We start from the raw sequence: 13,499 nt of genomic DNA, 5'->3' as shown, positions 1-13,499 counted from the left end.
GGGCGAGCGGTGGGCCGGGACCATGTGGGTGGGGCTAGCCCCAGGCCGAGGACGCCGGGGCGCTCCAATGCCTCAAGGCGGCCCCGGCGGCAGAGTTTTCCCCATGATGCTGCGCTACGCACTCCAGACCGTCCGAGACCGCAAAGCCGGTTTCCTCGGCGCCTTCCTCGCCCTGCTGTGCGCGGCGGCCCTCGTCACCGCCTGCGGAACCCTCCTGGAGACGGGACTGCGCGGAACGATCGCCACCGAGCGCTACGCGGGCGCCCCGGTGGTCGTCTCCGCCGACCAGAACGTCCACACGACGACGGTCAAGGTGAAGAAGAAGGGCGACGAGCAGAAGGTCAAGACGAAGCACAAGGCCAAGCCCGTCGCCGAGCGGGCCTGGCTGCCGGCCGCCACCGTGGACACCGTCCGCGCGGTGCCCGGAGTCGAGCGCGCCGTCCCCGAGCTCACCTTCCAGGCCGCGCCGCTCACCCGGGGCGGCCCGGGCGGCGAAGGCGCGAAGCCCTCGTACGGGCACGCCTGGAGCTCGGCCGCGCTCACCCCCTTCACGCTCGCCGAAGGCCGCGCCCCCCAGGGCGGTGACGAGGTCGTCGTCGACCGTGGACTCGCCGCCCGCGCGGCCCTGAAGCCCGGCTCCGAGCTCACCGTGCAGTCCACCGGTGCGCCCAAGACCTACACGGTCAGCGGGATCGCCGCCGCGGCCGCCGGGAGCCTCGCGCACCAGAGCGCCCTGTTCTTCGGTGACGCCGAGGCGCAGCGCCTCGCCGCCCGCGAAGGCCGGGTCAGCGCCATCGGGGTACTGCCCGAGGCCGGCGTGGACGCCGGCGAGCTGGCCGGGCGGATCCGGCAGGCGCTCCAGGGCACCACCGCGCAGGTGGCCATCGGCGACGAGCGGGGCCCCGTGGAGTTCCTCGACGCGGCCGGCGCGCGGATCAAGCTGGTCTCCATGGGCGGCGCCATGGGCGGTACCTCGCTCCTCGTGGCGGTCCTCGTGGTCGTCGGCACCTTCTCCCTGTCGATCCAGCAGCGCCACCGCGAACTCGCCCTGCTCCGCGCCATCGCGGCCACCCCCAGGCAGCTGCGGCGCATGATCGGCCGCGAGGCGCTGCTCGTCGGGCTGGCCGCCGGAGTCGCCGGAGCCCTCGCCGGGCTGCCGCTGGCCGCCTGGCTGCACGGCCGGTTCGTCGACGCGGGGGTCGTCCCCGTGACCCTGGAGCGCACCGCCGGGATCTTCCCGATGATCGCCGCCGTCGGCGCGAGCCTGCTCGGAGCATGGGCCGCGGCCCGGATCACCGCACGGCGGGTGGCCCGCGTCCGTCCCGCCGAAGCACTGGCCGAGGCCGCCGTCGAGCGGAGCCGGCCCAGGTGGGCGCGGCTCGTCGCCGGGGCGCTGCTGCTGGCGGCCGGGGTGGTGCTGGTCGCCGTACTCAGTACGCTCCGCACCGAGCCGGCGTCGACCCCGGTCACCTTCCTCGCCGTCGTGGTGCTCGCCGGAGCCGTCTCGCTGCTGGGCCCGCTGATCGTCAAGGGCGCGGCCGCACTGCTCGCCGGGCCGCTGCGGCTGGCCGGCCCCGGCGGCCGGCTGGCCACCGCGAACCTGCGCGGCAACGCGACCCGGATGGCCTCCGCGGTCACCCCGCTCACGCTGCTGATCGGGATGGCCTGCACCGTGCTCTTCGTCACCCCGACGCTCGGTGACGCCGCCCGGGCGCAGGCCCGTGAGGGCGTACGGGCCGAGTGGGTGCTCCAGGGCCGGGGGCCGGGGGTTCCCGGCGCCGCCGCCGAGCGGATCCGCCGGACCCCCGGGGTCCTCGCGGCCACCGAGATCGTGCACACGTCGATCCGGGTGGGGCTGACGAAGTACGCGGCGCAGGGCGTGACCCCGGCCGGGCTCGACCGGACCTGGGACCCGGGGGTGACGGCCGGGAGCCTGGCGGGGTTCGGGGAGAAGGGCGTCGCGGTGAGCGACCTGGCCGCGGACCAGCTGGGCCTGAAGCCGGGCAGCCCGCTCTCGCTGACGCTGGGGGACGGAACGCCGGTCACCCTGACCGTGTCCGCGGTGTACGCGCGGGGGCTGGGCTTCGGGGACGTGACGCTGCCGCACGGTCTGGTCGCCGCGCACGTCGACGACCCGCTGGCGTCGAGCGTGCTGGTGGCGGGGCCGGCGGCGCGGGAGGTGCTCGCCTCGGCGGTACGGGAGTACCCGGGCGTGGCCGTGCTGTCGGCGGCCGAAGCGGACGGCGCGCGGGCCGAGCGGCAGGCGGCCGGGGCGGAGATCAACCTGCTGGCGATGGGCCTCGTCCTGGCCTTCACCGCGATCGCGGTGGCCAACACCCTCGCGATGTCCACGGGGGAGCGGCTGCGGGAGTTCGCGATGCTGAGGCTCGCGGGGGCGACGCGTCGGCAGGTGCGGGGGATGCTGCGGGCGGAGGCGCTGGCGGTGCTCCTGATGGGGGTGGTGCTGGGGTCGGGGATCTCGCTGGCGGTCCTCACCGCGTTCAGCGTGGGCATGACGGGCGCGGCGGCCGCGGTGGTGCTTCCGCTGGTGTACGGCGTGGTCGTGGGTGGGGCGGGGCTGGTGGCGCTGTGCGCCACGGGCTTCGCCGGGCGGGTGGCGATGCGGCCCCGCCCGGTGGACCTCGCGGCAGCCAGGAGCTAGCGGCCGCACCGGTATGACGTGGTGCCGTAGCCGGCCCCTGAGTTCCGGTGGGCCGGTCTGCGCCCAGCGGGGCCCCGGCGGGGCCTCGCTCCCGGCGTGGGCGGTACGTACGACCGTGCCGAAAAGTGCGGTGACCTGCGATGACGGACCGTGGCACCGTCGCGGCATGTCCACTGACATTGCCTATCCCGTGTTCCGTACCCCCGACCTCGCGCTCGCCCTGAGCACCGCGCGCCGCCTCATGGAGTTCGGCCGCCGCGAGTACTCCGACGTTTCCGTGTTCGCGGAACTCCGCTCCGTCGCCGAGGTCCGGCGGGTGGCGCAGGAGCTGCCCGGGGGGTGGTTCCGGGGCCGGAGGAGTCGGCGTCAGCCGTGTCCGTGTCCGTCGGCGGTGCCGGTGCCGGTGCCGGTGCCGGCCGGGATGGTGCGCGAGGTCTGTGCTTCGGTCCCGGGCTCGACGAGGACGAACTGCCCCATCATGCCCTTGTCCTCGTGGCGCAGCATGTGGCAGTGATACATGTAGGGCGCCCTCGGATCGACGTAGCGGCCGAACTCCACGGCGAGCCTGGCCGTCGATTTCGCCGGCAGGTACACGGTGTCCTTCTGCGACTGGTACCACGCGGGGGGCGGCTTGCCGTCGATGTCGAGCACCCGGAGAGCGACCTCGTGGATATGGAAGTTGTGCGCGTAGTGCGATGCCTTGACCTCCCAGATCTCACGGGCGCCGGCGGGCACGATCTCGTCGATCCGGCTCATGTCGAAGTCGCGGCCGTTGATCTCGTCGGTACCGTCGAGCTCGAAGCGGCGTACGCGGGCGCCGGCGGGCACCTCGATCGGCGGCGTCTGGGCGAGCCGCCCCGGCACTGCCGGTGACGGCCTGAGCCGTTCAGCGGCGACGATCTTGAGCAGATCGAAATCGCCCCTGTCGATGTCGTCGCGGCCGCCGAAGCTGCGTAGGACGACGTTCTCGCCCGGTGTGAAGGCGACGACGACTTCGACCCGTTCGGCCGGGCTCAGCGATACCCGGTCGACCGCTTCCGGAGCCGGGAGCAGGCCGGCGTCCGTGCCGATGACCTGGAAGCCGCGCCCGTCGGCGAATCCGATGTGGAGCAGGCGGGCGTTGGACGCGTTGAGGATCCGCAGGCGCACCCGTTCCGAGCCGACCTCCAGGTAGGGGTCGTACGTGCCGTTGACCAGGATCCGGTCGCCGAGGAAGAACACGGACTCGTCCAGCTTGTCCTCCGACAGCGTGCCGTCGGAGTTGATGACCTTGTCCTGGACGACGAGCGGGAAGTCGTCCACCCCGTACGTGTCCGGAAGGCCCAGCGCCCGCGACTGCGGATCGTCCAGCAGGAACATCCCCGCCAGGCCCCGGTACACGTGCTGCGCCGTGAAACCGTGGGGATGCGGGTGGTACCAGGTGGTGGCGGCGGGCTGGTCGACGGTCCAGTACGGGGTCCAGGTGGAGCCGGGCTCGATGATCCGCTGCGGGCCGCCGTCCATCACCGCCGGCACCCGCATCCCGTGCCAGTGCACGGTGGTCTCCTCACCGAGCTGGTTGAGGACTTCGAGCCGGACCTTGTCGCCGCGCGCGGCGCGCAGCGTCGGGCCCAGGTAGGACCCGTTGAAACCCCAGGTCGGGGCCGGTTTGCCCGCCAGGAACTCGGTGTGGCCCCGCTGCATGGTCAGGGTGAACGCCTTGACGCCGCTCGCATCGGCAGCGGGCTCCAGCAGGGGCGGGATCCTCAGCCGGTTGGCGAAGGCGAGGGTGTCGGTTGTTCTGTCCGTTGTTCCGTCCGGTGTTCCGTCCGTTGCCCGGCCCGTTGTTCTGCCGGTCCGGTCCGGTGCGGAGTCACAGCCGGCGATTCCGGCTGCCGCGGCCAGGATGATGAAATCGCGACGCTTCACATTTCACTCATACAGCAACGACAGCCGTGAACCGCTGGAAACACGGCGCGTCAGGCAACGGGCAGGCCAGCGGCCTTCCAGCCTTGGAAGCCGCCCGCGAGGTCCGTGGCGTTGGGGAGGGACAGGGCGTGGAGGGAGGCCGCAGCCAGGGTGGAGGCGTAGCCCTCGTTGCAGATGACGATGATGCGGACGTCGTGGTCCACCGCCTCCGGGAGGCGGTGGGAGCCCTCGGGGTCGAGGCGCCATTCCAGTTCGTTGCGCTCGATGACCAGCGCGCCCGGGATCAGTCCGTCCCGCTCGCGCAGAGCCTGGTACCGGATGTCGACCAGCAGGGCCCCGGTCAGGGACTCCGCGTGCGCCTGGGCCGGGTCCACACGGGTGTAGGTGGTGCGCAGCCGGTCGACCAGCGCGTCGATGCCGCTCACTGCCAGTCCGCCGGGCGCTCGACCTGCTCCAGCGTGAGCACCGGGCCGGTGCGGCTGTAGCGGCGGATCAGGGGGAGCGGCGGGTGGTACGCGTGGACGGAGATCGCGTGCTCGGTCGCGGACTCGTTCAGCACCTCGTGCACGTGGTGCTCGCCGAAGGCCCGCCCGGTGCCCGCGCCCAGTGCGCGCGTGCGGTCCACGTCGGGGGCCAGGGAGAGGGACTGCCAGCCCTCCGAGGGGAGGCGGACCGCCAGGGAGTTCTCCGTGAGGCGCCCGCGCGCGGTGGTGAACGCGCCCCGTGACTCGGCGTGGTCGTGCCAGCCGGTGCCGGTGCCGGGCGGCCAGCCGATCAGCCAGGCCTCGCTGCCGCCCGGGCCGTCGAGCCGGATCCACGTCCGGCCCTCGGGATCGAGGGGGAGGGCGGCGATCAGTTCGGGGTCGGAGGCGATGCGCAGGGTGAAGGCGAGGAGATCCGCCGCCGAGACGGCCGGGGCGGAAGCCGCAGCCGAGGGCGCGGCGGGGGCGTGCGTGGGTGCAGACATGGAGGATGACCGTCCTGGGGGTTCGCGAGAGTGCGCGGCACATCCGCATGGGGGCGCGCGGGGGAAGGGCGAATCAGCAGGAAGGGCGACATACGCAGCCCGCATAGCGGAGCAGGTCCATATGGACCCTCCGCCACAGGCGTACGTCGTTGCCGGTCATGTCCGCGAGTGAAGCACGAGTCGACCGGAGGGTCAATCGATCATCGCTCAACGGATGGTCAACGGACGCTCAGTCGATGACGGGTGCCGCGGCGGGCGAACCCCTGGGCGCCGGGGCCGGTGCGGCGGCCGGTGCGCCGTGCCGGACCGCGTCCGCGGCCTCGTACAGCCCGGCGGGATGGACCCCGGCGAAGGTGGCCGCGAGATGCCCGTCCGGCCGTACGAGGAGCACGGTGTGCGCCGCCGCCCCCGGGTAGCCGTCCGCCACGAGCAGCTCCGCCCGGACCGGCAGCGCGGCCACCGCCGCCGCGAGGCGGGGCATCAGGCCGGCGCCCAGCCAGTGCCGCCGGTCCCAGACCCCGGTGCCCGGGGCGACGAGGACGACGAGCAGCCGGCCCCGACCCAGCTGGTCGCGCAGCGGCACCGTCGAGCCGTCGGGCGCGGTCACCGGGACGTTCGCGACGGGACCGCCCGGCTCGGTGGCGGTGGGCACGTCGTGGACGGCCACGGGCGGGGCGTACACCGGCTCCGCGCCGAGCGGGCCGCGCCCCAAGTGGCCGTCGGTCAGGAGCAGTTCGGCGGCCCGTGAGGCTCCGGGGAGGTACGTGCGCAGGCCGCCCCCGGTCCGCAGCACGGGCATGGCCTGGTCGGCGGCGCGCAGCCGGGCGGCCACCGCCCTGCGGCGCTCGGCCTCGTAACTGTCGAGGAGTTCTTCGGAAGCCCCCTGGTGCCAGGCGAGGGAGAGCTTCCAGGCGAGGTTCTCGGCGTCCCGGAGCCCCTCCTCGACGCCCTGGGTGCCGAGCGCGCCGAGCAGGTGCGCCGCGTCCCCGGCGAGGAAGCAGCGGCCGTCGCGCCAGCGCCGGGCGAGCCGGTGGTGCAGGGTGTGGACCCCGGTGTCGAGGAGCTCGTACGGGGGCGTCGTGCCCCCGCACCACAGCGAGAGGCTGTCGCGGATGAGGGTCACCAGCGCGTCGGGGGTGACGAGGTCCCCGCGCGGCGGGAGCAGCCAGTCCAGCCGGTACACCCCGTCGGCCAGCGGCCTGGCGGTGACCTCCTCGGGCGGGCTCCGGTGCAGCAACGCTTCGCCCGGCCAGGGCAGTTCGGTGCGCAGGGCGGCCACCGCGTGCCGTTCGACGGCGGTGCGGCCGGGGAAGCGGATGCCGAGCAGCTTGCGGACGGTGGAGCGGGCCCCGTCACAGCCGACCAGGTGGCTCCCGCGCCACCACGTGGTCTCGGCGCCCCGGGTGTGGGCGGTGACCCCGCGGTCGTCCTGCTCCAGGGAGTCGACTTTGCTCTCGGTGATCAGCTGGACCAGGGGGTGCGAGGCGGCGGCGTCGCGCAGGCCGCGGGTCAGGGCGTGCTGGGGCAGGTGGATCGGGGCCGGGCCGTCCTCGAAGGTGATCCGCTGGGACTCGCGGCCGCGCCGCATGGTCCGCCAGGCGGTGAAGTACGCGCCCTCGTCGCGCAGTGTCGTACAGCCCAGCCGGTGCACCATCGCGGCGGTGTCGGCGTGCAGGGCGACGGTGCGGGCGGGGCGGGGCTCGTCCTTGCCGGATCCCTCGTCGAGCACGACGCAGGGCACGCCCTGGCCGGCCAGGGCGAGGGACAGGGACAGCCCGACGGGCCCCGCGCCGACGACGATCACCGGGTCCATGATGTGGCTCCCGGTGTCCGGTATGTGATCACAGAACGTATGCAACCCACTGGAGGTGCCTGCGTCAAGTGACGCCGGTCCGGACAATGCCGAGTGGTGCGGCGGATGAGTTCCGCCGCACCACACGTGTCCCGCCAGTGTACTGACCGGCTGTCAGGCCGGATGCCGGACGTGAATCCGAGCAGATGTCCGAGCATGTGTCCGACGCGCGCCGGGAGGATGGTCAGGCGCCGGTGTTCTCGCCCGCGTTGATCAGGTCCACCGGCACGATCGCATCGGTGGTCCGCTTCGACTTGCGCAGGCGGCCCTCCAGCCAGGAGGCGAAGGAGGTGAGGGCGAAGTTGACCGCGATGTAGATCGCCGCGATCACGATCAGGGTCGGGATGGTGTTGCTGTAGTTCGCCGAGATCTGCCGGTATGTGGTCAGCAGCTCGGCGAAGCCCAGCACGGCGCCGCCGATCGCGGTGTCCTTGAGGATCACCACGAGCTGGCTGACCAGCGCGGGCAGCATCGCGGTCACCGCCTGCGGGATCAGGACGTAGGTCATGACCTGGCCCTTGCGCATGCCGATGGCCTTCGCGGCGTCGGTCTGGCCCCTCGGCAGCGACTCGATGCCGGCCCGGACGATCTCGCCGATGACCGCGGAGTTGTAGAGGACCAGCCCGGTGATCACTGCGTACAGCGGCCGCACCGCGGAGTCCACGCCGGTGTACTGCACGAAGAAGGCGGAGCCGAAGAGCATCAGCATCAGCACCGGGATGGCCCGGAAGAACTCGACCCAGGTGCCCACGGCGGTGCGTACCCACGCGTGGTCGGAGAGTCGGCCGATACCGAGTAGGGCGCCCAGCGGCAGGGCGATCACCATGGCGATGGCGCCGGCCTTCAGGGTCTCGCCGAGGCCGGGGAGCAGGAACGTCGTCCACACCTGGCCCTCGGTGAAGAAGGGGCTCCACTTGTCGGCGTCGAGCTGGTCCTTGTCCGCCAGGGTGGACAGCACCCACCACGCGACGGCGGCGGCCACCACGAGGAAGATGCCGCTGTAGATCCAGTTGCGGGCCTTGGCCCGGGGGCCTGGGGCGTCGTACAGCACCGAGGTCATCGCTTCACCGCCACTCGCTTGGCAACCCAGCCCAGGAGCAGGCCGGTGGGCAGGGTCAGAAGGACGAATCCGAGGGCGAAGACGCCGAAGACGGCGAACAGGTCCTGCGGCTCGTTCTCGACCATTTCCTTCATCAGCAGCGCGGCTTCGGCCACGCCGATCGCCGCGGCCACCGTGGTGTTCTTGGTGAGGGCGATCAGTACGTTGGCGAGTGGTGCGACGACCGACCGGAAGGCCTGGGGGAGCACGATCAGGGTGAGCGTCTGGACGAAGCTCATGCCCAGGGCCCGGGAGGCCTCGGCCTGGCCGACCGGGACCGTGTTGATGCCCGAGCGCAGCGCCTCGCAGACGAAGGTGCCGGTGTAGGCGATGAACCCGAGGACCGCGAGCCGGAAACCGATCTCCTTGAAGGTGCCGCCGCCGAGGGTGACGCCGAGGGTCTGGCTGAGGCCCAGCGAACAGCCGATGATCAGCACGGTCAGCGGGGTGTTGCGTACGAGGTTGACGTACGCGGTGGCGAAGCCCCGCATCAGCGGGACCGGGCTGACCCGCATCCCGGCCAGTACGGTGCCCCAGATCAGGGACCCGACGGCCGAGTAGAGGGTGAGCTGAACCGTCACCCAGAAGGCTCCGAGCACGTCGTACTGCCCGGAATCAAGAAAATCGAACACGATGGCCTGCGCTCTCCCCAGGATGGCCAGGTTGGCCGGTGGGGCACGGCGCCGCCCGCGGCAGGCGGGCGGCGACGGTCCTCACCGATGGATCGGCCGGCGAACCGGCCGCCGGGTCAGCTGCCTTCGGTGACCGCGGGAGCCGGCTCGCTCTTGTAGCCGGACGGGCCGAAGTTCTTCTCGATGGCCGCTGCCCAGGCACCGTCCGCCTCCATCTTCTTGATGGCGGCGTTGACCTTGGTCTGGAGCTCCTTGTCGCCCTTCTTCAGACCGATGCCGTAGTTCTCGTTGCTCAGGCTCAGCCCGACCAGCTTGAACTTGCCCTTGTTCTTGTCCTGCGCCGCGTAGCCGGCCAGGATCGAGTTGTCCGTGGTCAGGGCGTCGAGGGTCTTGTTCTCGAGGCCGGTCAGGCACTCGGAGTAGCCACCCACCTGCTGCAGGTCGGCCTCGGGGGCCAGCTTGTTCTTGACGTTCTGCGCCGACGTGGAGCCGGTGACCGAGCAGAGCTTCTTCTTGTTGAGGTCCTCGGCCTTGGTGATCGAGGTGTCGTCGGCACGGACCAGCAGGTCCTGGTGCGCGAGGAAGTACGGGCCGGCGAAGTCGACCTTCTCCTTGCGCTTGTCGTTGATGGAGTAGCTCGCCACGACCAGCTTGACGTCGCCGTTGGAAATCAGGTTCTCGCGCTCGGCGCTGACGGCCTGCTTGAACTCGATCTGGTCAGGCGCGTAGCCGAGCTCCTTGGCCACGTACGTCGCCACGTCCACGTCGAAGCCCGTGAACTTGCCGTCGGGGGTCTTGAGGCCCACACCCGGCTGGTCGAACTTGATGCCGATGACGATCTTGTCCTTCTTGGCCCCGCCCGACGCACCGGCGTCGCTGCCGGGCTTGGTGCTGTCGCCGCCACAGGCGGTCGCGGTCAGGGCGAGAGCAACGGCGACGGCGGCGGCCGCGCCGACCTTGGAGAGCTTCATGGTGGACTTCCCTCGAAGTGAGACGTGAGACAGCAGTGAAGTGAGACGTACGACGTGCGTGCTGGACGACGATCCGTCACCGGATCACTACCAGATACGAAGGTCAGTGGTGCAGGATCTTCGAGAGGAAGTCCTTGGCCCGGTCGCTCCGCGGGTTGCTGAAGAACTGCTCGGGCGTCGCCTCTTCGACGATCTTCCCGTCGGCCATGAAGACGACCCGGTTGGCGGCAGAGCGGGCGAAGCCCATCTCGTGCGTGACGACGACCATGGTCATCCCCTCCCGGGCGAGCTGCTGCATGACCTCCAGCACCTCGTTGATCATCTCCGGGTCGAGGGCCGAGGTCGGCTCGTCGAACAGCATCACCTTCGGCTCCATCGCCAGGGCGCGGGCGATGGCCACGCGCTGCTGCTGGCCGCCCGAGAGCTGCGCCGGGTACTTGTCGGCCTGCGAGCCGACACCCACCCGGTCGAGGAGGGACTTGGCCTTCTCCAGGGCCGCCGCCTGGTCCGTCTTGCGGACCTTGAGCTGGCCCAGCATCACGTTCTGCAGCACCGTCTTGTGCGCGAAGAGGTTGAACGACTGGAAGACCATGCCCACATCGGCACGCAGCTTGGCCAGTGCCTTGCCCTCCGACGGCAGTTGCTTGCCGTCGAGCGTGATGCTGCCCGAATCGATCGTCTCCAGGCGGTTGATGGTCCGGCACAGCGTGGACTTGCCCGACCCCGAAGGGCCGATCACCACGACGACCTCACCGCGGGCAATGCTCAGATCGATGTCCTGAAGCACGTGCAGCGCGCCGAAGTGCTTGTTGACGTTGCTCAGCACGACCAGGTCGTCCGCGGCACCGGCCGCGTCCCGCACGTCCTTGGTCACTGATACTCCGCTCATCGGCTTGTGGCTCCGTCCTCCTCGGTTGGGAGGACAGTAGTGACGTGGCACGCACAGCGTCAGTACATCTGAGGGAGAATTGAGCATAACGATCCGGCCTCGCACCGATACGCTCCGTACCCGCGGGCGTCCGGCACCGGCCGCGGCGTACCGGGTGCGTAACGGAAGCCCCGCCGGACCGGAACCGCCTTGACGTGGGAGTGCGTATCGGCGTGGATGCTTGATGGCCCATGATGGCCGCCGAGCGAACGTGAAGAGACCGAGAGATCAAGAGATGGAGAGGGGGACGACATGAAACTGCTGCTCGTCGAGGACGACGACCACGTCGCCGCCGCCCTGTCCGCGATCCTGGCCCGGCACGGCTTCAAGGTCACCCATGCCCGCAGCGGTGAGGAGGCCCTGCAGGCCCTGCTGTCGGCCGGCGCACCGCCCGCCCCTTCTCCCTACGGGGTGATCCTGCTCGACCTCGGCCTGCCCGACCAGGACGGGTACGAGGTCTGCGGCAAGATCCGCAAGCGCACCAGTACGCCCGTCATCATGGTCACCGCGCGGGCCGACGTGCGGTCCCGCATCCACGGACTCAACATGGGCGCCGACGACTACGTCACCAAGCCCTACGACACCGGCGAACTCCTCGCCCGCATCCACGCGGTGGCCCGCCGTACCGGCGTCTCCGAGGAGAGCGCCGCCGCCGGCCCCGCGGGTACGCCCGGCGTGGTCCACCTCGGGGCCGTCGGCATCGAGCTGTCCACCCGCCGCGTCAGCGTGGACGGTGTCGACGTACCGCTCACCCGCAAGGAGTTCGACCTGCTGGCCCTGCTCGCGCAGCGCCCCGGGGTCGTCTTCCGCCGCGAGCAGATCATCAGCGAGGTCTGGCGCACGAGTTGGGAAGGCACCGGCCGCACCCTCGAGGTGCACGTGGCCTCGCTGCGGTCCAAGCTGCGCATGCCGGCGCTCATCGAGACCGTCCGCGGCGTGGGGTACCGGCTCGTCGTGCCGCCCGCCCCGGCGGCCCCGGCCTCGCCCGCCGCCTCCGCCCCGCCCGCCGTCTAGCGGCCACCCGTCGTGCGCGCCCGTCTGCTCCCGCTGCTCGTCGTCCTCATGGCGGGCGTCCTGCTCGCCCTCGGCTTCCCGCTCGCGGTGGCCCTCGCGGCCGGGCAGCAGCAGCGGGTGGTCGTCGACCGGATCGACGACAGCGCCCGCTTCGCCGCGCTGGCCCAGTTCGTCATCGACGCCGAGGGCTCGAAGTCCAGTGGAGCCGACGAGCGCCGTGCGACCCTCCAGCTCGAACTGGCCCGCTACCAGGAGCTGTACGGGATCCGCGTCGGCATCTTCCGCCGGGACGACACCGCCATCGCCCGGTCCCCCAGCGAGTGGGAGCTGCCGGCGGAAGGGGAGGGCCGCGAGGCGTTCAAGGAGGCGCTCGCCGGGCGGCGCAGCCACGATCCCGGCCAGGTGTGGCCCTGGCAGACCAACGGCAGGATCCTCGTCGTCTCCCCCGTCGTCCTGGACGGGGACGTGGTCGCCGTGGTCGCCACCGAGTCGCCCACCGGCCAGATGCGCGGCAAGATCCTGCGGGGGTGGCTGCTCATCGCCGCAGGGCTCAGCGCGGCCATGCTCATGTCCTTCGGCGCCGCCCTGCGGCTGACCAGCTGGGTGCTCAAGCCCGTGCAGACCCTCGACGCGGCCGCCCACGGCATCGCCACCGGGCGGATGAACTCCCGTGTCGCCGCAGGCGGCGGGCCCCCGGAACTCAGGCGCCTGGCCCGCTCGTTCAACGAGATGGCCGACAACGTCGAAGAGGTCCTGGAACAGCAGCGCGCCTTCGTCGCCGACGCCTCCCACCAGCTGCGCAACCCGCTCGCCGCACTGCTCCTGCGGATCGAGCTGCTCGCCCTCGAACTGCCCGAGGGCAACGAGGAGATCGCCTCCGTACGGACCGAGGGAAAGCGCCTCACCCAGGTCCTGGACGACCTGCTCGACCTGGCCCTGGCCGAGCACGCCACCGCCGAGATCTGCCTGATCGACATCGCGGGGCTGGCCGCCGAGCGGGTGACCGCCTGGCGCCCGTACGCCGAGGAGAAGGGCGTCCGGCTCACCGGGACGGGGCGGATCGCCGCCACCGGCTGGGCCGACCCGATCGCGCTCTCCAGCGCGCTCGACGCCGTCATCGACAACGCCCTCAAATTCACTCCGACGGGTGAGGCCGTCGAGGTGGAGCTCTCCGTGGAGGGCGACCGGGTGCTGATCGTGGTCGCGGACCGGGGCCCCGGGCTCACCGAGGAGGAGCTGCTGCGGATCGGGGACCGGTTCTGGCGCAGCGGACGCCACCAGAACATCAAGGGCTCCGGGCTCGGCCTCTCCATCTCCCGCATCCTGCTCGCCGCGGGCGGCGGGTCCCTCTCCTACGAGCAGAACCCGCCGCACGGGCTGCGCGTGACGCTGGCCGTCCCGCGCACCGATCCCGCCGCCCTGCCCGAGTGAACCGCTAGGGCCGAGTGAACCGCTAGCGCCGAGTG

General features: G+C 71.7%; 12 protein-coding genes. 3 read left to right on the top strand and 9 right to left on the bottom strand.

Annotated features, from left to right (window positions below):
- The first annotated feature begins 103 nt into the window (after positions 1-103).
- Positions 104-2,662: an ABC transporter permease gene (locus MTF69_RS07675; protein WP_243331844.1), complete on the top strand. Its 2,559-nt coding sequence runs from the start codon at positions 104-106 to the stop codon at positions 2,660-2,662.
- Positions 2,663-3,028: 366 nt separating this feature from the next.
- Here the strand turns inward: MTF69_RS07675 and MTF69_RS07670 are convergent, their stop codons facing one another.
- From MTF69_RS07670 to MTF69_RS07635, 9 genes are all read right to left on the bottom strand, one after another.
- Positions 3,029-4,570 (bottom strand): multicopper oxidase family protein, encoded by a 1,542-nt coding sequence (locus MTF69_RS07670; protein WP_243331842.1) that lies wholly within the window; start codon positions 4,568-4,570, stop codon positions 3,029-3,031.
- A gap of 50 nt (positions 4,571-4,620) precedes the next feature.
- On the bottom strand, positions 4,621-5,001 hold the full coding sequence (locus MTF69_RS07665) for a rhodanese-like domain-containing protein (protein ID WP_243331936.1): 381 nt from the start codon (positions 4,999-5,001) through the stop codon (positions 4,621-4,623).
- Entirely contained in the window at positions 4,992-5,537 is a 546-nt protein-coding gene (locus MTF69_RS07660) for a cysteine dioxygenase (RefSeq protein WP_243331840.1), read from the bottom strand. The genes MTF69_RS07665 and MTF69_RS07660 overlap by 10 nt, the downstream gene beginning before the upstream one ends.
- Before the next feature lie 73 nt (positions 5,538-5,610).
- Positions 5,611-5,697: a putative leader peptide gene (locus MTF69_RS43685; RefSeq protein ID WP_311318651.1), complete on the bottom strand. Its 87-nt coding sequence runs from the start codon at positions 5,695-5,697 to the stop codon at positions 5,611-5,613.
- 69 nt (positions 5,698-5,766) lie between these two features.
- On the bottom strand, positions 5,767-7,350 hold the full coding sequence (locus tag MTF69_RS07655; protein WP_243331839.1) for an FAD-dependent monooxygenase: 1,584 nt from the start codon (positions 7,348-7,350) through the stop codon (positions 5,767-5,769).
- Between the two features lie 223 nt (positions 7,351-7,573).
- The gene (locus MTF69_RS07650; protein ID WP_243331837.1) at positions 7,574-8,449 is read right to left on the bottom strand and encodes an amino acid ABC transporter permease; all 876 of its coding nucleotides are present in this window, start codon (positions 8,447-8,449) and stop codon (positions 7,574-7,576) included.
- Complete coding sequence (locus MTF69_RS07645) at positions 8,446-9,120, bottom strand: amino acid ABC transporter permease (RefSeq protein ID WP_243331835.1); 675 nt, start codon at positions 9,118-9,120, stop codon at positions 8,446-8,448. The genes MTF69_RS07650 and MTF69_RS07645 overlap by 4 nt, the downstream gene beginning before the upstream one ends.
- Before the next feature lie 116 nt (positions 9,121-9,236).
- Positions 9,237-10,091 carry a glutamate ABC transporter substrate-binding protein gene (locus MTF69_RS07640; protein ID WP_243331833.1) on the bottom strand — a complete coding sequence of 285 codons (855 nt, stop codon included), beginning with the start codon at positions 10,089-10,091 and terminating at the stop codon, positions 9,237-9,239.
- Between the two features lie 103 nt (positions 10,092-10,194).
- Positions 10,195-10,980 (bottom strand): amino acid ABC transporter ATP-binding protein, encoded by a 786-nt coding sequence (locus MTF69_RS07635; protein ID WP_279345471.1) that lies wholly within the window; start codon positions 10,978-10,980, stop codon positions 10,195-10,197.
- 291 nt (positions 10,981-11,271) lie between these two features.
- On the opposite strand from MTF69_RS07635, the gene MTF69_RS07630 reads away from it, so the two are divergent.
- Both MTF69_RS07630 and MTF69_RS07625 read left to right on the top strand, forming a co-directional pair.
- Positions 11,272-12,033, top strand: coding sequence for a response regulator transcription factor (locus tag MTF69_RS07630; RefSeq protein ID WP_243331832.1), 762 nt, complete (start codon positions 11,272-11,274; stop codon positions 12,031-12,033).
- Between the two features lie 12 nt (positions 12,034-12,045).
- Complete coding sequence (locus MTF69_RS07625; protein WP_243331829.1) at positions 12,046-13,464, top strand: sensor histidine kinase; 1,419 nt, start codon at positions 12,046-12,048, stop codon at positions 13,462-13,464.
- Positions 13,465-13,499: the final 35 nt, after the last annotated feature.

This window comes from Streptomyces sp. AP-93 (assembly GCF_022808175.1).
In the GTDB taxonomy this organism is placed as follows: Bacteria; Actinomycetota; Actinomycetes; order Streptomycetales; family Streptomycetaceae; genus Streptomyces.
The sequence above is the reverse complement of the archived record's forward strand: the minus strand, read 5'-3'. Positions and strand labels throughout refer to the sequence as shown.